Raw genomic sequence first — 18,633 nt, 5'->3', positions numbered from 1 at the left:
TCAGGCGCGCGGATACCCCCGCCGGACCGTGCGGTCGAGGACGCCCAGCGTGGCCCGCAGCGCGCCCTCGGACAGCACCGGGAAGATGCCGGCCTCCCGCCATTTCGGGTCGATGTCCGACCAGTCGTAGAACGAGGTGACCACCGTGGACGCGCCGTCGTCGGCCGGCTCGAGCCGGTAGCCGTAGACGTGGCCGATCTGCGGGCGAATCCGGCCCAAAACCGTCCACGAAATCAGCCGACCGCGCTCGAAGTCCTTGATGCTGACGGTGACGTCGTATTTGCCGAGTTCGGGGAAATCGTTGAGCGATTCGCGGTCCATGTGCACCACGAAGGTGTCCCCGGCGGCGGTCACCGGGTCGCCGTCGGCGTCCTGCAGCATGCCCGAGGAGTCGATCGCCACGTGGCCCTGCGGGTCGCAGAGCACCGCGAAGACGTCGGCCGCCGGGGCCGCGATGGTGCGACTGATCTCGATGCGCTCGCTCATTGCCGGTCACTCTACGGCGCGTTCGGCATGCGGCGCGTCGGGGCGCTTCCTATGATGAAAGCTTGAGTAAGATCTCGTCGAATTCCCTGCGCGACACGGCCTTCGGTCCGTCCGTCCTCTCGCAAACACCGGAAGGAGGACCAGCGGCCCCGTGAGCGATTCCAACGGCGCGGACCCATACCGCAATCTGGCCGTCGACCGGCTGCGACCCGGCGAACTGCATTGGGTGCTGAACCACGACGCCGTGCACGGAATCGCCTACGCCTTCCGCAATCCCGTCGCCGTCGCCGAGTCCATCGACGACCCGGGCGACGACCGCAAGACGTACCTGATCCGGGTCAGGCGCGACGACCTGGCCGGGGCGCTGGAAAAGATCAACGACTGGATCGTCAACAATCCCGGCCCAGCGGGGATGCAGGCGTACGGGTTTTTCCGGGCGCTGTCGCGCGAGGGACTCAGCGAGCGCGAAGCGGACGGTAGCCAGCCGGACGCGAATTAGCCGGCTTTCTGGCAATTCAGCGTGCCGCGCGGTTGCTCAAGCCATTAGCCTTATGCCTGGCGCGCCGGTCGGTTTGCGGCGCGTGGCGGCGGGTGAGGAGTCGGCGATGAGTGACACGACCGCGGATTCGCGGGAGGGTTCACAGTTCGGGCCGTATCGGCTACGACGGCTGGTGGGCCGCGGCGGCATGGGCGACGTCTATGAGGCCGAGGACACGGTGCGCGAACGGATCGTGGCGCTCAAGCTGATGTCACAGTCGCTGTCGGCCGATCCGGTCTTTCGCTCCCGCATGCAGCGCGAGGCCCGCACCGCGGGACGGCTGCAGGAACCGCACGTCGTGCCGATCCACGACTTCGGCGAGATCGACGGGCAGCTCTACGTGGACATGCGCCTGATCGACGGCACGAACCTGGCCACCACGCTGAGCCGGTTCGGCCCGCTGTCCCCGCCGCGGGCGGTGGCGATCGTGCGCCAGATCGGCTCGGCGCTCGACGCCGCGCACGCCGCCGGGGTGATGCATCGCGACGTCAAACCGGAAAACATCCTCGTCAGCGCCGACGACTTCGCCTATCTGGTCGACTTCGGCATCGCCAGCGCGACGTCGGACGAAAAGCTCACGCAGTTCGGCACCACCGTGGGAACCGTCAAATACATGGCGCCGGAACGGTTCAGCGAATCCGAGGTGACCTACCGGGCCGACATCTACGCCCTGGCCTGCGTGCTGTACGAGTGCCTGACCGGATCGCCGCCGTACACGGGCGACACCATCAGCGTGATGGGGGCCCACCTCAACCAGGCGATCCCGCGCCCGAGCGCCGCGCGCCCGGGCATTCCGGCGGCCTTCGACGGGGTGATCGCCCGCGGCATGGCCAAGGATCCCGCGGCCCGCTACGCCACCTGCGGCGATTTGTCGGCGGCGGCCTACGCCGCGCTGGCCACGACCGACCAGGACCGCGCCACCGACATCCTGGAGCGCAGCCAGGTGGCCAAGCTGCCGGCCGCTTTCGCCGGCCCGGCGCCGAGCGGCTACACCCCGGCGCCGCTCATGGCGAACCAGACCCCGGGGTGGGGCCCGCCGCAGCCGACGGGGTGGCCCGGCGCTCCCGGCTGGGGCACCGGCGATGTGGGCAGCGTGGGCGCTTGGGGGCCGCCGCCGCGGCCCAGCCACAAGCCCTGGCTGTGGGCAGGCGCCGCCGTCGCCGCCGTGCTGGCCGTCGTGGGCGGGGTGGCCGTGGTGGCCGCCCAGCCGTGGAAGTCGTCGTCCCCGGGTTCGACGGCCTCGTCGCCGACGTCTCCGCCGCCCGCGCCCGACGCGGTCGAGCTGCGCGTGCTCGACGACGGCGTGTCCGTCGGCAGCTCCGTCGCGCCGATAACGATCGACATCTTCAACGAGCCCATCTGCCCGCCGTGCGGCAGCTTCATCCGGTCGAACGCCGCCGACATCGACAGCGCGGTGAACAACAAGAAGCTGGCGGTGCGCTATCACCTGCTCAATTTCCTCGACGACAAGTCGCGCAGCAAGACCTATTCGACCCGCGCGGTCGCGGCGACGTATTGCGTTGCGGCACAGAACAACCCGAAGCTGTACACCGGCTTCTACTCCGGCCTGTTCGCCAGCAATTTCCAGCCCGCGGAAAACGCCCCCGAAGACCGCACCGACGGCGAGCTGGCGCAGCTGGCCAAGACGGTGGGCGTCGACGCGAGCGTGATCGACTGCATCAAGGGCGGTGACGACGTCAGCACGGCCAGGACCAAGGCCGCCGCCGGCGACACGACGCTGGCCGGGCTCAACGCCAACGGCACGCCGTTCGTGTGGGATGGCACCACGTCGGTGAACTATCAGGACCCCACCTGGCTGACCAAGCTCATCGGGTAATCGAGCGCCGAAACTGCAACCAGAGCGCGATGTTGGGCGTTTTCGGCGCTCTCAGCGCAGACTCGGCGTCGCCGTCGACCGCTATCGTGCAAACCTATGACCAAGACCCGTTCACGCGATCTGGTTGTGGTCGCACCCGTGAAAAAGTGGTCGTGCGCGTCATGCGGGGACGGCGAGGGCTTCGTGAAGGTGGAAGCCGGCAACCTGCTCTGCCTTGACTGCGCCGACCTCGGCCACCTCATTTTCCTGCCATCCGGCGATGCGGCGCTGACCAGGCGGGCCAAGAAAGCCAGCGGCCTCGCCGCAGTGGTTGTGCGGTGGAGTCGTGCCCGCAATCGCTATGAGCGCCAAGGGATTCTGGTGGAGGCGGGTGCCCTCGAGCGCGCCGAAGCCGAGTGCCTATCCGATGCGGAGGCGCGCTCGCGCCGCCGCGAGCGGGACGAGGCGCGGCGCGCGGCCGAGGACGTGCGCTTCCGAGGAGAGTTCGCCGCCGCGATCCGCGACCTGTTCCCCGGCTGTCCGCCCGCGAGGGCCAACGAGATCGCGGAGCATGCAGCGATGCGCGGCAGTGGCCGGGTTGGGCGAAGCGCCGCGGCGCGGGCGCTCGACCCGGACGCTATCCACCTCGCGGTTGCGGCATCCGTCCGGCACCTCGACACGAATTACGACCAGCTGCTGATGGCGGGCGTCGAGCGAGGAGCGGCCCGGGATCGGGTTCGCCAGCGCGTCGAGGACGTGTTGCGTGCTTGGCGAGCCGGGAGTCCGGAACCCGATCTGGGCGGCTGATGACGGCGCGGAATCAACTGCCGACAACGACTCCGATGTCGGTGTGCCTGAAGTCATCGCCTTTGAAGAGCAGGGGCTCGCCGCTGAGCTTCGCGAGGGCGTAGGAGAAGCAGTCGCCATAGTTCAGGCCGGCGCGATGGCGCCCCTTGCCATACCTGCGGTAAGCGACTCGGGCCGCATCGGCTTGATCGACATCGACACTAACAAGTTCGACCGCAGCCCGATGCAGCCACAGATCCAATTCACGTTCTCCCGGCTCACCGAATCGCGTCTCGATCACGATGGCCGTTTCCAAATATGATGCCGTCGACATCAGCCGAACAGCGTCTGCTTCCAGCGCTGCCTCATACCGTTCGGCCTCCGGCTCACCGCTGAGCATCGCGACCAACGCGGATGTATCCAGCACCATCAGGCGGGCAACCCGCGATCGTCGTAACCAAGGATCTCGTCGGCGGCTCGGGTGTCGACCACCGGCAACGCCGCGCATCGCTGACGAATCGCGGCAAGTTCTTCGCGCAAAGGTACCGACCGACTGCGTCCAGCCACCCGGGTCAGGCGTTCCCGCAACGCGATGACCACCGCTTCGGTCAAGGTTTCGCCGGTCCTGGCCACGAGCTCCCTGGCCAGCCGGTCGGCCTCGGGGTCCTTGATGCTTAACGCCATAGTTCTAGATTATAGATCGTTGTCGATATTCTATACCGCCCTTATTCGGCGTCCGCGCGCTCGGCGTCGGCCACCGTCAACGGCAGCGCCAGCTCCTCCAGCGGGCGGCGCTCGGCCGCGACGCCGAGCCACAGCTCGACCAGCCCCGCGACGGCCATGACCGCCGCCCCGATCAGGAACGACCACACCACCTGGCCGCGTTCGCCGGAGTTGATCAGCTGCCCGAACAGCACCGGCCCGGTGATGCCGCCGATCGCCGTGCCCACCGCGTAGAAGAACGCGATGGCCAGCGCCCGCGTCTCCATCGGGAAGATCTCGCTGACCGTCAAATACGCCGCGCTCGCGCCGGCCGACGCCAGGAAGAAGGCCACCGCCAACACGGCGATGAACGTCCACGCACCGCCGGTCCCGGTCACGAACAACACCGCCAGCACGACGGCCACGACCGCCGAACCGATATAGGTCGCGGTGATCATCGGCTTGCGGCCGACGCTGTCGAACAGGTGCCCCAGCGCCAGCGGCCCGAGGAAATTGCTCAGCGCCCACAGGATGAAGAACACCGGCACCTTGGCCGACGGCACCCCGTAGAAACCGCTGAGCAGCGTTCCGAGGTTGAACGTGACGCCGTTGTAGAGGAACGCCTGCCCGATGAACAGCGACAGGCCGAGGACCGCGCGCCGCGGGTACAGCGTGAACGCCACCCGGGCGATCTCGCGGAACGAAATCGTCTCGCGCTGGCGGACTTTGAGCGGGCGGCCTTCGGGCTCGGGCAGCGCTTCGCCGCGGTCGCGCTGCACTTCGCTCTCGATGTCGCCGACGATCCGCTCGGCTTCCCGCGCGCGACCGTGAATGAACAACCAGCGCGGGCTCTCCGGCACGTTGCGCCGGACCAGCAGCACGAAGATGCCGAAGATGGCCCCGATGCCGAAGGCGAGGCGCCAGCCGATGTTCGCCGGGAAGTTCGACGTGTCCAGCAGCACCAGCGCGCCGGCCGCCCCGGCGGCCGAACCCAGCCAGTAGGTTCCGTTGATCACCAGGTCCACCCGGCCGCGCACGCGGGCGGGGATCAGCTCGTCGATCGCCGAATTGATCGCGGCGTATTCACCGCCGATCCCGGCGCCGGTGAGGAAGCGCGCGATGAAGAAATACCACGGCGCGAAGGCGAAAGCCGTTGCCACGGTGGCGACCAGGTACACGGCCAGGGTCAGGATGAACAGGTTGCGACGCCCGAACCGGTCGGTGAGATGCCCGAAGAACAACGCGCCCAGGCAGGCCCCGGCGATGTAGAACGCCGCGGCCGTCCCGATCTGCGCGGCGTCGAGCGCGATGCCGCTGCCCTTCTCGGTGAGGCGCGACGACACGTTGCCGACCATGGTGACCTCGAGCCCGTCGAGGACCCAGACGCCGCCCAGGCCGATGACGACCCGCCAGTGAAACTTCGACCAGGGCAACCGGTCCAGCCGCGCCGGCACCTGGGTGGTGATGGTCCCGGTCTGCACGCCCCCGCTCATCTAGCGCGATTCCTCGGGAGTCCAGGCCGGCGGCTGACCGGGGTGGCCCGGGAACAGGTAGTCGATGAAAGCCGCTGCGGTGGGCTGGGGTTCGTGGTTGGCCAGCCCCGGTCGCTCGTTGGCTTCGATGAAGGCGTACTCGGCGCCGGTGACGTCGGGCACCAGCAGGTCGATGCCCGTGACGGGGATGCCGATCGCCTCGGCCGCGGTCACCGCGACCCGGCACAGCTCCTGGTTCACGATGGCGGTGACGTCGTGGATGGTGCCGCCCTGGTGCAGGTTGGCGGTGCGCCGCACGCGCAGCCGGGTCCCTTGGGGCAGCACGCTGTCCAGCGTCCAGCCGGCCTCGGCGACCGTCGACTCGGTGAGGTCGTCGATCGGGATCTTCGACTCGCCGCCGGTGGCCGCCGAGCGGCGCCGGCTTTCGGCCGCGATCAGATCCCGCACGGTGTGCTCCCCCGTGCCGATGATCTCCGGCGGCATCCGCAGCGCCGCGGCGACCACCCGTCCGTCGATCACCACCAGCCGCAGGTCGTCGCCGGCCACCCGCTGCTCGATCAGCACGTCGGGGTACTGCTTGCGGGCCCGGGCCAGCGCCGCGCCGAGGTCGTCGGGACCGTTGTCCGCGGTGACGCCGACGGTGATGCCCTTGCCCTGTTCGCCGCGGGTGGGTTTGACGACGACCTCGCCGACCTCGGCCAGGAAGTTGTAGTCGCCGTCGTCGAAGGTGGCCAGCCGGGCGCGGGGCACGGTGATGCCCGCCTCGGAGACCAGGCGCCGCGTCAGGCGCTTGTCGTCGCATCGGCACATCGCGACGGCCGAGGTGTACTCGGACAGCGACTCCCGGGTGAGCACGGCGCGCCCGCCGTGGGTGAGCCGCATCTCCCCGGTCTCGGCGTCGAGGACCTCGACCCAGATCCCGCGGCGCAACGCCTCGTCGGCGATGATCCGCGCGTAGGGGTTGAGGTCGTCGACCGTCTCCGGCGGCGGGCTGAACAGCGGCTCGTTGATGGCGTTCTTGCGCTTGATCGCCAGCACGGGCACGCGGCGGAAGCCCAGCTTTTCGTAAAGCCCGATGGCGGCGGCGTTGTCGTGCGCCACGGACAGGTCCATGTAGGCGCGTCCCGCGTTGCGGTAGTGCTCGGCCAGCGCCCGGGTCAGCGCGGCGCCGATCCCGGGCAGCCCGGCGCCCGGGTCGACGGCCAAAGTCCACAGGCTCGACCCCTCCTCTGGGTCGGAGAACAGCAACTCGTGGTCGACGCCGGTCACGGTGCCCACCACCGCGCCGTCCGCGTCACGCACCGCCAGCAGATAGGTCACCGCCGGCACGTTCAGGTGGTTGTTCCAGATCACGTCGACGCCCGCCGGGACCATGCCGCAACGCACATAGACCCGGTTCATCGCGTCGGCGTCGATCGGGTCGTTGGGCGGGCGCACCGTCACGCCCAGCGGCGACGGCGACAGGTCTTCGGGTTTCATCGAATCGGTGAACCGCAGCCGGTAGGTGTGGCTGGGGTCGATGAACAGCTCCGACGGCGCCTCGGCGACCACGACGTGGGATTCGCGCGCGTAGATGCAGATGTCGCGCCGCCCCGGCCCCTCCCGGCGCAGCGCCTCGACCAGCTCGTGGGCGTCGGCGAAGGTCTGGCCGAAAATCAGCCGGCCCCAACCCAATTCGAGCTCGACGTCCTTGGCCATCGCCTCGACCAACTCCGGCGGCGAGGCGTCGTGCAGACCCAGCGTGATGGCCTCGGTATGGTCCTCCGAAGGATGGTCCATCACGGTCATGCGGCCTGCCCGGTCACACCGTGTCGCTGCAGCCACAGCTCCAGCAGCGCGATCTGCCAGAGCTCGTTGCCGCGCAGCGGGGTCAGCCGGCCGTTGGGGTCGGCCAGCAGCGCGTCGACGGCGTCGGAGTTGAACAACCCGCGCTCCTTGGCGACCGGCGCGTAGAGCGCGTCGCGCACCAGGTCGAGGTAGGGCCCCTCGAGGTGGGTCAGCGCGGGAACCGGGAAGTACCCCTTGGGCCGATCGATGACCTCCGACGGAATCACCCGTCGCGCAGCCTGTTTGAGCACACCCTTGCCGTCGTGCGCGGTCTTCAGCCCGGGCGGGCAGGTGGCCGCCAGCTCGACCAGCTCGTGGTCGAGGAAGGGGACCCGGCCCTCCAATCCCCACGCCATAGTCATGTTGTCTACCCGCTTTACCGGGTCGTCGACCAACATCACCGTGGTGTCGAGGCGCAGGGCGCGGTCGACGCCGGTCTCGGCGCCGGCGCGCGCGAAGTGCTCGCTGACGAAACGCTCGGCGGGATCGCCCTCCGAGCGGTAACCGGGCCCCACCATCGCCCGCACGCCCGCCGCGTCGCGGTCGAAGAACGCGCCGCGGTATTGGGCGACCGCCCCGTCCAGCGTGGCGGCCGCCGGCGCGCCCATCGGCGGGTACCAGTGATAGCCGGCGAACACCTCGTCGGCGCCCTGGCCGGACTGCACGACCTTCACGTGGCGCGCCACTTCCTGGCTGAGCAGGTAGAAGGCGACGCAGTCGTGGCTGACCATCGGCTCGCTCATCGCGCCGATCGCCCCGTCCAGCGCCGGCAGCATCCGGTCGGTCCCGATGCGGATCTGGTGGTGGTCGGTGCCGAACCGCTCGGCGATGATGTCCGACCAGCGGAACTCGTCACCCTCGACGCCGCCGGCCGACTCGAAGCCGATGGAGAACGTCGACAACCCGTGCTGGCCGGCCTCGGCGAGCAGCCCGACGATCAGGCTGGAGTCGACGCCGCCGGACAGCAGGCAGCCGACGGGGACGTCGGCGACGAGCCGGCGCTCGACGGCGACCCGCAGCGCCGAGAGCACCGCGTCCTCCCAGTCGCGTTCGGACCAGTCGGAACGCTCGCCGCGCCGGGTGAAGTCCGGCGCCCAGTAGGTGGTCTCGGTGCGGCGGCCGTCGGGCTCGAGGGCGACCAGCGACCCGGGCGGGACCTTGCGCACGCCGCGCAGGATGGTCAGCGGCGCCGGCACCACGGAGTGGAACGTCATGTAGTGGTGCAGCGCGACCGGGTCGATCCGGCTGTCCACCCCGCCGCCGGCCAGCAGCGCCGGCAGGCTGGAGGCAAACCGGATCCGGTGCCCGTCCTCGGTGAGGTACATCGGCTTGATGCCGAGCCGGTCGCGGCCCAGCAGCACCCGGCCGCTGCCGCGTTCGACGATGGCGAAGGCGAACATCCCGTGCAGGTGGCTGACGAAGTCGTCGCCCCAGCGGTGGTAGGCCTTCAGCAGCACCTCGGTGTCGCTGTGCGAAAAGAACCGGTAGCCGTGCCCGGTGAGCTCGCGGCGCAGCTCCTTGTAGTTGTAGATGCAGCCGTTCCAGGCGATCGTCAGGCCCAGTTCGGCGTCCACCATCGGCTGGGCGCCGGCTTCGGTCAGGTCGATGATTTTGAGGCGACGATGACCGAGCGCGACGCGGCCCTGCGACCAGGCGCCCGCCGCGTCCGGCCCCCTGGGCGCCATCACGGCGGCCATCGCAGCTACGGCCGCTACGTCGGGAACCCGGTCGTCGAGTCGAACCTCACCGGTGACTCCACACATCTCCTCGACCCTACCGCGACCCGTCCCAGAGCACGTCGCGCGGCCGATGGCGGGCGGTTTCGACCGCGCCGGGTCTTAGGATGCGGCCATGCCGTTGAGTGAGGGGGCGCAGTTCGCCGGCTATACGGTGATGCGGCTGTTGGGGGCCGGGGGCATGGGCGAGGTGTATCTGGTGCGCCACCCGCGGCTGCCCCGGTTCGAGGCCCTGAAGGTGTTACGCGCCGACCTGTCGGCCGACCCCGACTACCAGCAACGGTTCAACCGCGAGGCCGACCTGGCCGGGGCCCTGTGGCACCCCCACATCGTCGGGGTGCACGACCGGGGGGAATTCGAGGGCCAGCTGTGGATCACCATGGACTACGTCAACGGCCCCGACATCGGCGCCCTGCTGACCCAGCACTACCCCACCGGCATGCCCCCGACCCAAGTCGCCGACATCGCCACCGCCGTGGGTGCGGCCCTCGACCACGCCCACCACCGCGGCCTGCTGCACCGCGACGTCAAACCCGCCAACATCATGATCAGCCACCCCGACGACGGCGGCACCCCACGAATCATGCTCAGCGACTTCGGCATCGCCCGACCCGTCGACGACACCACCGGACTGACCGCCACCAACATGACCGTGGGCACCGTCGACTACTGCTCACCCGAACAACTACTGGGCCACCAACTCGACCCCCGCGCCGACCAATACTCCCTGGCCGCCACCGCCTACCACCTGCTGACCGGCACCAAACTGTTCGCCAACCCCAGCCCCGTCGCCGTCATCAGCGCCCACCTCACCCAACCACCCCCACTACCGGGCACCCTGCGCCCCGACCTGACCCCCACCGACCACGTCTTCGCCCGCGCCCTGGCCAAAAACCCCACCGACCGCTACCCCCGCAGCACCGACTTCGCCACCGCCCTGACCAACCAACTGCGCACCAGGCCGCAACACCCGCGCCCGCCCGCTCCGGCACCCGCACCCCCGGTGCCGCGGCCGCGGCGGCGTCGCGTGCTGGCGGCGTCATCGGTGACCGCCGCGGTGGCGGCGTTGGTGGTCGCGGCGGTGCTGCTGCTGCCGCGAATCGGCGGCCACCATGGTCGTTCGCCGCAGGCGGGCCCGCAGCAGCAGGAAGCCGCCAGGCTGGTCGGACAGAGCTACCTCGAGGCCCTTGCGCGCGGCGACGCCGCGGGCGCGCTCGCGTTGGGCGCCACCCCGCCGGCGACGACGCAATTCCTGACCGATGACGTGCTGCGCGCCCAGCTCACCGCCGCCCCCATCACGGCGATCACCGTGACCGCGGCACCCGCGGGCCCGGGCGACGACCCGGCCAACGTGCAGTACGTCATGTTGTCGGCCAAGTTCGGGCCGACGCTGTCGCAGGCCCGTGTCGGCGTGCACCGCAAGGGCGGCGAGTGGAAGCTCGACAACACCACCGTCGCCGTCGACATCGGCACACCGGGATCGAACAACGCCTCGCTCAAGGCGGTGGCCCTGTGGGGTGTGGCCACCAACGGGACGTCGCCGGTCGCGGTATTCCCTGGCGCACTTGGTGTTTCGTCGAGCAATCCCACCATCGACATCACCGCCCACGCGCAGCCCGCGTTGCTCGACGCGCTGACCGGCGCCGCCGACCGTCCCGTCATCCAACCAGTGGCGACGCTCAACGACGCGGGGCGTCAGGCCACCAAGGCGGCGCTGGACAACTGGACGCGGCACTGCTTGCGCGGCGTGGCGCCGCCCCCCGACTGCTCGACGCTCGACACCGGCAACAACACCGTGATCGTCGACGGCAACGGCGATTTCAGCAAGGTGACCTTCAACTTCGATCCCAACACGATGACGGTCACCACCAGCGGCACCATCGTCTATCACGGCAGGGCCGCCGGTATCTCCGACTACACGGTGAGCCAGATACCGGTCGGCACGGTGGACCTGACCAAGGATCCGCCGGTGTTCGTCCGCACCGCCGGCCACAGCTGACACGGATTGCGCCGATCCAGCCCGCTGCGGCGTTTAGGATGCGGCCATGCCGTTGAGTGAGGGGGCGCGGTTCGCCGGCTATACGGTGATGCGGCTGTTGGGGGCCGGGGGCATGGGCGAGGTGTATCTGGTGCGCCACCCTCGGCTGCCCCGGTTCGAGGCCCTGAAGGTGTTGCGCGCCGACTTGTCGGCCGACCCCGACTACCAGCAGCGCTTCAACCGCGAGGCCGACCTGGCCGGGGCCCTGTGGCACCCCCACATCGTCGGGGTCCAGGACCGGGGGGAGTTCGAGGGCCAACTGTGGATCACCATGGACTACGTCAACGGCCCCGACATCGGCGCCCTGCTGACCCAGCACTACCCCACCGGCATGCCGCCGGCCCAGGTCGCCGACATCGCCACCGCCGTGGGTGCGGCCCTCGACCACGCCCACCACCGCGGCCTGCTGCACCGCGACGTCAAACCCGCCAACATCATGATCAGCCACCCCGACGACGGCGGCACCCCACGAATCATGCTCAGCGACTTCGGCATCGCCCGACCCGTCGACGACACCACCGGACTGACCGCCACCAACATGACCGTGGGCACCGTCGACTACTGCTCGCCCGAACAACTCCTGGGCCACCAACTCGACCCCCGCGCCGACCAATACTCCCTGGCCGCCACCGCCTACCACCTGCTGACCGGCACCAAACTGTTCGCCAACCCCAGCCCCGTGGCCGTCATCAGCGCCCACCTCACCCAACCACCTCCACTACCGGGCACCCTGCGCCCCGACCTCGCGGCCACCGACCACGTCTTCGCCCGCGCCCTGGCCAAAAACCCCACCGACCGCTACCCCCGCAGCACCGACTTCGCCACCGCCCTAGCCAACCAACTGCGCACCACCACACCGATTCCCAACCGCCCCCCGCCCGTTCCCGTCGGGCATCCGGTGCCGCCCGGACCGCCGCCCCCGCTCCCGCTTCCGCCGTTCGGCGGTATTCCCCAGCCGCGGCGGCGCCGCAAACGCGTTGTGCTGTCGGTTGTTTCGGCGCTTGTGGCGCTCGCCGTGCTGGCCGGGGTGGGAACGTTCGCGGCGAACAAGATCACCGCCGACAACGCGACCAAACACGCGGCGCAAGATCGCGAGACCGCGCGGCTGGCCGGGCAGCACTACCTGGAGGCTCTCGCCGTCGGCGACTCGCACGCGGCGCTGGCGCTGGGCGCGCAGCAGCCACCGACCCCGCAACTGCTCACCGACAAGGTGTTGCGGGCGCAGCTGGCCACCACGCCGATCACCGACATCGTCGTCACCAACGACGCCGCCCAGGACCAGGGCGCCGAGCCCGACGGCCAGCGCCTGGTGATGTCCGCGAATTTCGGTGCCACGCCGTCGAAAACGGTGATCTGGGCGCGCAAAAAGGACGGCCAGTGGAAGCTGGACGTCACCACCATCGCGGTGACGATCGACAAACCGGCCAACGCCGACGAAGCGATGAAAACCGTTGCGATCTATGGGGTCGGGACCAACGGCGCGAACCCGGTCTCGGTTTTCCCGGGCACGCCCCAGGTTTCGTCGACCAATCGCTACATCGACATCACCGCACCGACGAGACCGCTGCTGCTCGAGACCCTCGCCGACACGAACAACCGGCCCAGCATCCAACCGACCGTCGCACTCAACGACGCCGGGCGCCAGGCCTCCCTGGCCGCCGTCGACACCAAGTTCCACTCCTGCTTCACCGGGGTGGCCCCGCCGGCGGGGTGCTGCCCGCCGGGCGGGTGCCAGTTCACCGGCGGCCACGGAATCAATTACGACACACTGAAGATCGAGAACATCGAAAGCACCCAGGACATGAACTACGACCTGGACCCCAACGCCATGAAGGTTCACGTCACGGGGACGATCAACTACTCCGCGCAGGTGCAGGTCAACTCCCAGCCGACCACCATGCGCAACACCATGCGCGTCGACAGCTTCGTCGACCTCACCAAAGAGCCACCCGTCTACGCGGGCCGCCCCCACTGACTTTCAAATTTCGGCTAACGTTCAACTAAGTCACTCTTGACGTGACGCCGATTCACCCGCCTAGGGGGTGGCCATGTCCCGGACGAACGCAGGGGCCGCGAAGTGGTCGACATGCGGCGCGGCCCTGCTGTCGGTCGCCGCGCTGCTCGGCGCGGCCCCGGCGGCCGCGGATCCCACCGACGACGCGTTCCTCGGCGCGCTCGCCAAGAACGGGATCACCATGTCCGACCCCGACACCGCGCTGTCGATGGCCCACACGGTGTGTACCGGCCTGGACAACGGCCAGCCGTCGACCGCGCTGGCGATGCGCATCGTCAAGGACACCGACCTGTCGCCCAGGCAGGCCGGTTACTTCGTCGGCGTCTCGGTGGCCGCCTACTGCCCGCAATACAAAGGCAATACCGACGATTCGCTGAACTGGCTGGTGCCATTTCCCCCGATGATGTGAGCGTCCCGGACGTGGGCTTTCGGATCTGGTCGATGGTCGTGGCGGCCGCGTTGTCCGTCGCCGGGCCGCTGTGCGTGACGCCGGCCGCCGCGGATTCCAGCGACGACGCGTTCGTGGCGGCCCTCGCCGGCCAGAACATCCCGGTGCCCGACCGCGGCGCCACGATCCAGCTGGGCCGCGACGTGTGTGCCCTGCTCGACCAGGGCACGACGCGACCCCTGCTGGTGATGAAGCTGATGAAGGACGCCAACCTGTCGGCCAAACAAGCCGGCTTCTTCCTCGGGGCGTCGGCGTCCGCCTATTGCCCGCAATACAAGTCTTCGACGGGTTAAGCCGGGAAAAGATTGCCGCCGGCGTCGCGCGCGGCGCTAAGCTGCTGTGGTGGTTAAAGGGGTGTTAGCCATCGGCCGCAGCCGGTGGTTGGCGTTGGCGGCCTCGCTCGTGGTCTCGGCCGCCCTGATCTACGCCCAGGGCACCAAACCCCCACACGCGGAAGGCGCAAAGCCCGCCTGCTGCACCCAAACACCGGCGCCGGCTCCAGCTCCCGCACCGGCCGCGAGTCCGGCCCCCGCCCCCGCGGGCGCGCCGCAGCCGGGCGGCCCGGGGCCGCAGATCGCCAGCCCCGCGGAGGTGGAACAGCTGGCGGCGGGCGCGCCCGCGGCGGCCCAGCCATTCCAGATTCCGTTGCCGCCCGGCGTGGCGCCCGAGCAGCGGTTGCAGGTCAAGACCATCTGGGCGGCCCGCGTCATCAGCGTGCTCTTCCCGGAGATCAAGACCATCGGGGGCTACCGGGAGGATCCGCTGCCGTGGCACCCCAACGGCCTGGCGATCGACGTGATGATCCCGAATCACTCCTCCCCCGAGGGCATCGCGCTGGGCAATCAGATCGCCGGGTATGCGCTGGCGAACGCGAAGCGTTGGGGAATCAACCACGTGATCTGGCGGCAGAAGATCTATCCGGGCGTCGGCGCGCCGAGCTGGACGGCGGACTACGGCAACGAGACCCTCAACCACTACGACCACGTCCACATCGCCACCAACGGCGGCGGATACCCGACCGGGCACGAGACCTACTACATCGCCTCGATGACCCCGTCGCCGCCGCAGTGATCGGCTGACCCCCTCGGCGCCGCATAGGCTGGCGTCTGGATGCACCTGCTCAAGGGGTGCGCACTGGGGAGGTAACGAGATGCCCGCACCGTCAGCCGAGGTCTTCGACCGCTTGCGACAGCTGGCCGCGATCAAAGACATCGGCGAGCGGCCGTCCCGCACGATCGACGAGGTCTTCACGGGCCGGCCGCTGACCACCATCCCGATCGGCACGGCCGAGGACGTCGATGCCGCGTTCGCCGAAGCGCGCGCGGCGCAGCGTGACTGGGCCGAACGCCCGGTGGACGAGCGCGTCGACGTCATCCGCCGCTACCGCGACCTGGTCGTGGCGAACCGCGAGTTCCTCATGGACCTGCTGCAAGCCGAGGCGGGCAAGGCCCGCTGGGCGGCGCAGGAGGAAATCGTCGACCTGATGGCCAACGCCAACTACTACGTGCGTGTCGCCGCGGGCCTGCTGAAGCCGCGCCGGGTGCAGGCGCTGTTGCCCGCGATCGGCAAGACCACGGTCGGCTATCAGCCCAAGGGCGTGGTGGGCGTGATCTCGCCGTGGAACTACCCCATGACGCTCACGGCGTCGGACTCGGTGCCCGCGCTGCTCGCCGGCAACGCGGTGGTGCTCAAGCCGGACAGCCAGACGCCGTATTGCGCGCTCGCGTGCGCCGAGCTGTTGTACGAGGCCGGACTGCCGCGGGCGCTGTACGCCGTCGTGCCGGGCCCGGGCAACGTCGTCGGCACCGCCATCACCGACAACTGCGACTACCTGATGTTCACCGGATCGTCGGCGACGGGCAGCCGGCTCGCGGAACACTGCGGCCGCCGGCTGATCGGGTTCTCCGCCGAGCTCGGCGGAAAGAACGCGATGATCGTCACGCGGGGCGCCAACCTCGAGAAGGTCGCCAAAGCGGCCACCCGCGCGTGCTTCTCGAACGCGGGCCAGCTGTGCATCTCGATCGAGCGGATCTACGTCGAAAAGGACATCGCGGACGACTTCACGCGCAGGTTCGGTGAGGCGGTGCGGAACATGAAGCTCGGCGCCGCGTACGACTTCTCGGTCGACATGGGCAGCTTGATCTCCGCGGGACAGCTGGAGACGGTCACCGATCATGTGGAGGACGCGAAAGCCAAGGGCGCCAAGGTGATTGCGGGTGGCAGGCCGCGCCCGGACGTCGGGCCGCTGTTCTACGAGCCGACCGTGCTGACCGACGTCACGCCGGAAATGGAGTGCGCGGCCAACGAAACGTTCGGGCCGCTTGTCTCGATTTACCCCGTCGCGGACGCGGACGAAGCCGTCGACAAGGCCAACGACACCGAGTACGGGCTCAACGCCAGCGTGTGGGCCGGCTCCACCGCGGAGGGCCAACAGATCGCTGCCCGGCTGCGCTCGGGGACGGTGAATGTCAACGAGGGCTACGCGTTTGCGTGGGGCAGCCTCAGCGCGCCGATGGGCGGGATGGGGATATCGGGCGTCGGCCGCAGGCACGGCCCCGAGGGCCTGCTGAAGTACACCGAATCGCAGACGATCGCGACGGCGCGCGTGTTCAATCTCGACGCGCCATTCGGCATTCCCGGAACCCTCTGGCAAAAGTCGCTGTTGCCCATCGTGCGCACGGTGATGAAGCTGCCCGGCCGCAAGTAACGATCGTCGGGGTTGGACGCCTACGCGTCGGGGTATTGACTTAGGCGGTGCATTCTCAACGGCGTTTCGATGCGGCGGCCCGGGAGATGATCCGAAACTCCTCGGGCGAGTGCTTCTTGCTGCTCGATCGCGAGCTGCGAATCCGGGCGGCGAGCAGGGCCTATGAGCGAGTCACGCTGCGCGAACACGGTGAATTGCCCGGGCAATTCCTCTTCGACGCGTTCCCCGACAACCCCAACGACCCGCAGGCCAGCGGCACGTCGAACCTCGCCGCCTCCCTGGAGAGCACGATGCGCAGGGGCCGCCCCGACAAAATGCGGATACAGCGCTACGACATTCGCGATCCCGCCGCCCCGGACGAATTCTTGCCCAAGGTGTGGAGTCCCGTTAACTCCCCGTTGGTCGACCACGGCGAGCTGGTCGGTGTGATGCATTGCGTCGAAGAAATCTCGAACAGCAAACAAATGCTGATCCAGTTGGCCAACGCTGTCGACCGAAGCGAATCGTGGACCGCCGCCGAACTGTTGCACACCTTCGCGGGCATCAGCGCCGTGGAAAACTCCCGCCATTGCGAACGCCAGCGGGCGCTGATCGCAGAAAATCAGCAACTGCGGCGGGCGATCGAGACGCGAGACACGATCGGCCAAGCCAAGGGCATCATGATGGAGCGATTCGACATCGACGCCGCCGCCGCGTTCACACTGCTGTCGAAAATCTCGCAAGACACCAACACCCGGCTCGAGCAAATCGCCCAGAAGCTCATCGCCCTGGATCATCCGCCGCGCGGAAGCTGAGCGGCGCGGGCCTCTCGTGCCATTGCAACCTTCTACTACACTGCGTAGTATTACGCCATCCCGCCCTGCACAAGGAGGTGCACGATGAGGTGGAGTTGCGCGCAGCTCGGGCTGCTGGTCATCAGCGCGTTTCACGTCGTTCAGGCGGTGATCGGTCTCGTCGTCAATCCCAGCTTCGCGACCGGACCCGGCGCTCCGACCGTCCAGCTGCTCGGGATGGACTACAACGGCTGGCATGCGGTCGCCGGCCTGGCCCTGTTCGCTCCGGGCCTGATCTTCGCGTTCCGCAAGTCGTGGGCGGTGTTGTATCTGCTGTTCGCCGCGGTAGCCGGCGCGCTGCCGGGCATTTGGGCGTTTTTCTCGCATCAAGTCGCGTTGGTGTTCACCTTCCCCAACAACACCACCGACGCGGTCGTGCACCTGGTGACCGCCGCGGTGATGGCGGCGGCGGCCGTCATCCAGATCCGCCTGGACGGTGGACTGAAAAACTCGCTCGGCGATTTGCGCAAAGCGCCGTAGCGTCCACAGCCCGCGCGGCCGGCGCCGGCCCGCGCGCGCAGTGTTAGCGTCGTCGGCGTGACCCTCAACGACATCGCCCTGACCACCCTCGACGGCCAACCGACCACGCTGGCCGAATTGTCCGGCGGCGCAACGCTGGTCGTCAACGTGGCCTCCAAATGCGGACTCACGCCCCAGTACTCGGCCTTGGAGAAGCTGGCCAAGGACTATCGCGACCGTGGCCTGACCGTCGTCGGCGTCCCGTGCAACCAGTTCATGGGCCAGGAACCGGGCACGGCCGAGGAAATCCAGCAGTTCTGCTCGACGACGTATGGGGTCACGTTCCCGCTGCTGGCCAAGACCGACGTCAACGGCGCCGACCGCCACCCGCTCTACGCCGAGTTGACCAAGGCGGCCGATTCCGATGGCCAGGCGGGCGACATCCAGTGGAACTTCGAGAAATTCCTGATCGCCCCGGGCGGTGAGGTGGTCAACCGGTTTCGCCCGCGCACCGAGCCCGACGCCCCGGAGGTCGTCAGCGCGATCGAGGCCGTCCTGCCCCGACGGTGAGCCCAGACCCCTTACGTTGCGCCGACGTCGCGACGGCTGAGGCGACGTGACTTGCCCAGCTTGCGCAACACCCGCACGGGCTCTTTGACGGCCCGTCCGGTACCGCGGCGCTTGTGCGGTTTGCACATCGCGCAGCCGCGCCATGACCGCGACGGATGATGATTGGGCATGCCCGAAATC

General features: G+C 69.0%; 16 protein-coding genes and 3 pseudogenes. 12 read left to right on the top strand and 7 right to left on the bottom strand.

Translation table 11 applies throughout. The annotated features are described in order from the left end of the window. Positions 1–486, bottom strand: a complete 486-nt coding sequence (locus AC5Y4Z_RS03365; RefSeq protein ID WP_499960875.1) for an SRPBCC family protein — start codon at positions 484–486, stop codon at positions 1–3. A 151-nt stretch (positions 487–637) separates the two neighbouring features. On the opposite strand from AC5Y4Z_RS03365, the gene AC5Y4Z_RS03360 reads away from it, so the two are divergent. The 3 genes and pseudogenes from AC5Y4Z_RS03360 to AC5Y4Z_RS03350 all read left to right on the top strand — a co-directional run. Beyond that, positions 638–985 carry a hypothetical protein gene (locus AC5Y4Z_RS03360; RefSeq protein WP_499960873.1) on the top strand — a complete coding sequence of 116 codons (348 nt, stop codon included), beginning with the start codon at positions 638–640 and terminating at the stop codon, positions 983–985. A 106-nt stretch (positions 986–1,091) separates the two neighbouring features. After that, a complete protein-coding gene (locus tag AC5Y4Z_RS03355; RefSeq protein ID WP_499960872.1) occupies positions 1,092–2,861 on the top strand; it encodes a serine/threonine protein kinase PknE in 1,770 nt (589 codons plus the stop codon). A gap of 102 nt (positions 2,862–2,963) precedes the next feature. Next, positions 2,964–3,647, top strand: a pseudogene (locus tag AC5Y4Z_RS03350) (DUF2293 domain-containing protein); the annotation flags it as partial. Between the two features lie 13 nt (positions 3,648–3,660). On the opposite strand, the gene AC5Y4Z_RS03345 reads toward AC5Y4Z_RS03350, so the two are convergent. The 5 genes from AC5Y4Z_RS03345 to AC5Y4Z_RS03325 are packed head-to-tail and all read right to left on the bottom strand — an operon-like array spanning position 3,661 to position 9,411. After that, the gene (locus AC5Y4Z_RS03345; protein WP_499960870.1) at positions 3,661–4,056 is read right to left on the bottom strand and encodes a type II toxin-antitoxin system VapC family toxin; all 396 of its coding nucleotides are present in this window, start codon (positions 4,054–4,056) and stop codon (positions 3,661–3,663) included. Beyond that, a complete protein-coding gene (locus tag AC5Y4Z_RS03340) occupies positions 4,056–4,310 on the bottom strand; it encodes a type II toxin-antitoxin system VapB family antitoxin (RefSeq protein ID WP_499960868.1) in 255 nt (84 codons plus the stop codon). The genes AC5Y4Z_RS03345 and AC5Y4Z_RS03340 overlap by 1 nt, the downstream gene beginning before the upstream one ends. A gap of 41 nt (positions 4,311–4,351) precedes the next feature. After that, entirely contained in the window at positions 4,352–5,821 is a 1,470-nt protein-coding gene (locus AC5Y4Z_RS03335; protein WP_499960867.1) for an MFS transporter, read from the bottom strand. Next, positions 5,822–7,609 carry an N-acetylglutaminylglutamine synthetase gene (gene ngg / locus AC5Y4Z_RS03330; protein ID WP_499960866.1) on the bottom strand — a complete coding sequence of 596 codons (1,788 nt, stop codon included), beginning with the start codon at positions 7,607–7,609 and terminating at the stop codon, positions 5,822–5,824. Then, positions 7,606–9,411, bottom strand: a complete 1,806-nt coding sequence (locus AC5Y4Z_RS03325) for an N-acetylglutaminylglutamine amidotransferase (protein WP_499960864.1) — start codon at positions 9,409–9,411, stop codon at positions 7,606–7,608. The genes ngg and AC5Y4Z_RS03325 overlap by 4 nt, the downstream gene beginning before the upstream one ends. A gap of 88 nt (positions 9,412–9,499) precedes the next feature. Between AC5Y4Z_RS03325 and AC5Y4Z_RS03320 the strand changes: the two are divergent. From AC5Y4Z_RS03320 to AC5Y4Z_RS03280, 9 genes and pseudogenes are all read left to right on the top strand, one after another. Next, positions 9,500–10,483, top strand: a pseudogene (locus AC5Y4Z_RS03320) (serine/threonine-protein kinase); the annotation flags it as partial. 946 nt (positions 10,484–11,429) lie between these two features. Further along, positions 11,430–12,266: pseudogene (locus AC5Y4Z_RS03315) on the top strand (serine/threonine-protein kinase); the annotation flags it as partial. Positions 12,267–13,470: 1,204 nt separating this feature from the next. Beyond that, positions 13,471–13,845 carry a DUF732 domain-containing protein gene (locus AC5Y4Z_RS03310; protein WP_499960862.1) on the top strand — a complete coding sequence of 125 codons (375 nt, stop codon included), beginning with the start codon at positions 13,471–13,473 and terminating at the stop codon, positions 13,843–13,845. A gap of 11 nt (positions 13,846–13,856) precedes the next feature. After that, the gene (locus AC5Y4Z_RS03305) at positions 13,857–14,177 is read left to right on the top strand and encodes a DUF732 domain-containing protein (RefSeq protein ID WP_499960861.1); all 321 of its coding nucleotides are present in this window, start codon (positions 13,857–13,859) and stop codon (positions 14,175–14,177) included. 49 nt (positions 14,178–14,226) lie between these two features. Next, entirely contained in the window at positions 14,227–14,955 is a 729-nt protein-coding gene (locus AC5Y4Z_RS03300) for a VldE C-terminal domain-containing protein (RefSeq protein ID WP_499960859.1), read from the top strand. Positions 14,956–15,034: 79 nt separating this feature from the next. Next, the gene (locus AC5Y4Z_RS03295; RefSeq protein ID WP_499960857.1) at positions 15,035–16,591 is read left to right on the top strand and encodes a succinic semialdehyde dehydrogenase; all 1,557 of its coding nucleotides are present in this window, start codon (positions 15,035–15,037) and stop codon (positions 16,589–16,591) included. Positions 16,592–16,638: 47 nt separating this feature from the next. Continuing rightward, the gene (locus AC5Y4Z_RS03290) at positions 16,639–17,385 is read left to right on the top strand and encodes an ANTAR domain-containing response regulator (RefSeq protein ID WP_499960856.1); all 747 of its coding nucleotides are present in this window, start codon (positions 16,639–16,641) and stop codon (positions 17,383–17,385) included. An 84-nt stretch (positions 17,386–17,469) separates the two neighbouring features. Beyond that, complete coding sequence (locus tag AC5Y4Z_RS03285) at positions 17,470–17,904, top strand: DUF4383 domain-containing protein (protein ID WP_499960855.1); 435 nt, start codon at positions 17,470–17,472, stop codon at positions 17,902–17,904. 57 nt (positions 17,905–17,961) lie between these two features. Beyond that, complete coding sequence (locus AC5Y4Z_RS03280; protein WP_499960854.1) at positions 17,962–18,453, top strand: glutathione peroxidase; 492 nt, start codon at positions 17,962–17,964, stop codon at positions 18,451–18,453. 11 nt (positions 18,454–18,464) lie between these two features. Here the strand turns inward: AC5Y4Z_RS03280 and AC5Y4Z_RS03275 are convergent, their stop codons facing one another. After that, positions 18,465–18,623, bottom strand: coding sequence for a hypothetical protein (locus AC5Y4Z_RS03275; RefSeq protein ID WP_499960852.1), 159 nt, complete (start codon positions 18,621–18,623; stop codon positions 18,465–18,467). Positions 18,624–18,633 lie beyond the last annotated feature (10 nt).

This window comes from Mycobacterium sp. NGS63, assembly GCF_059812295.1.
Note: the sequence above shows the minus strand (reverse complement) of the source record. Positions and strands in the feature narration are given on the sequence as shown.

Coding starts and splice junctions, on each gene's coding strand:
- AC5Y4Z_RS03365 (WP_499960875.1), bottom strand. CDS start 486: ATGAGCGAGCGCATCGAGATCAGTCGCACCATCGCGGCCCCGGCGGCC.
- AC5Y4Z_RS03355 (WP_499960872.1), top strand. CDS start 1,092: ATGAGTGACACGACCGCGGATTCGCGGGAGGGTTCACAGTTCGGGCCG.
- AC5Y4Z_RS03345 (WP_499960870.1), bottom strand. CDS start 4,056: ATGGTGCTGGATACATCCGCGTTGGTCGCGATGCTCAGCGGTGAGCCG.
- AC5Y4Z_RS03340 (WP_499960868.1), bottom strand. CDS start 4,310: ATGGCGTTAAGCATCAAGGACCCCGAGGCCGACCGGCTGGCCAGGGAG.
- AC5Y4Z_RS03335 (WP_499960867.1), bottom strand. CDS start 5,821: ATGAGCGGGGGCGTGCAGACCGGGACCATCACCACCCAGGTGCCGGCG.
- ngg (WP_499960866.1), bottom strand. CDS start 7,609: ATGACCGTGATGGACCATCCTTCGGAGGACCATACCGAGGCCATCACG.
- AC5Y4Z_RS03325 (WP_499960864.1), bottom strand. CDS start 9,411: ATGTGTGGAGTCACCGGTGAGGTTCGACTCGACGACCGGGTTCCCGAC.
- AC5Y4Z_RS03310 (WP_499960862.1), top strand. CDS start 13,471: ATGTCCCGGACGAACGCAGGGGCCGCGAAGTGGTCGACATGCGGCGCG.
- AC5Y4Z_RS03295 (WP_499960857.1), top strand. CDS start 15,035: ATGCCCGCACCGTCAGCCGAGGTCTTCGACCGCTTGCGACAGCTGGCC.
- AC5Y4Z_RS03285 (WP_499960855.1), top strand. CDS start 17,470: ATGAGGTGGAGTTGCGCGCAGCTCGGGCTGCTGGTCATCAGCGCGTTT.
- AC5Y4Z_RS03275 (WP_499960852.1), bottom strand. CDS start 18,623: ATGCCCAATCATCATCCGTCGCGGTCATGGCGCGGCTGCGCGATGTGC.